The 465-nt window shown below is 74.4% G+C and carries 1 protein-coding gene; it reads left to right on the top strand.

The genetic code is table 11. The features are described from left to right. A partial coding sequence (locus VR44_RS38645) for a CurL C-terminal domain-containing protein (protein ID WP_045952361.1) occupies nucleotides 1-465 on the top strand: 465 nt, incomplete at both ends.

Here is a 465-nt window from a genome sequence, read left to right as displayed (position 1 = left end):
AGCGGCACCAACGCCCACGTCATCATCGAGCAGCCGCCCGTGGAGCCCCCGGCACCGGCAGAGGAGCGGCCCGCACCGAGGCCGGTCCCGTGGCTGATCTCCGGCGGCGGCCCCGAGGCCCTGCGCGAGCAGGCCGCACGCCTCCTCGACCACATCGAGCGCCACCCCGCCCTGGAACCGGCCGACGTGGCCCGGTCCTTGGCGACCTCGCGCGCGGCACTGGAACACCGGGCCGCCGTCCTCGGCACGCTGCGGGAGGACTTCCTGCCCGCACTCCGCGCCCTGGCCGCGAACGACCCGGCCACGGCAGGGGACTCCGCCATCACGGGCACGGCCGGCTCCCGGCCCGGGACGGCGTTCCTGTTCTCGGGCCAGGGCAGTCAGCGGCTGGGTATGGGGCGTGAACTTTACGAGTCGTTCCCGGTGTTCGCGGACGCGTTCGATGCGGTCTGTGCGCATGTCGAC

The organism is Streptomyces katrae, from assembly GCF_000966975.1.
Classification (GTDB): Bacteria; Actinomycetota; Actinomycetes; order Streptomycetales; family Streptomycetaceae; genus Streptomyces; species Streptomyces katrae.
The sequence above is the reverse complement of the archived record's forward strand: the minus strand, read 5'-3'. Positions and strand labels throughout refer to the sequence as shown.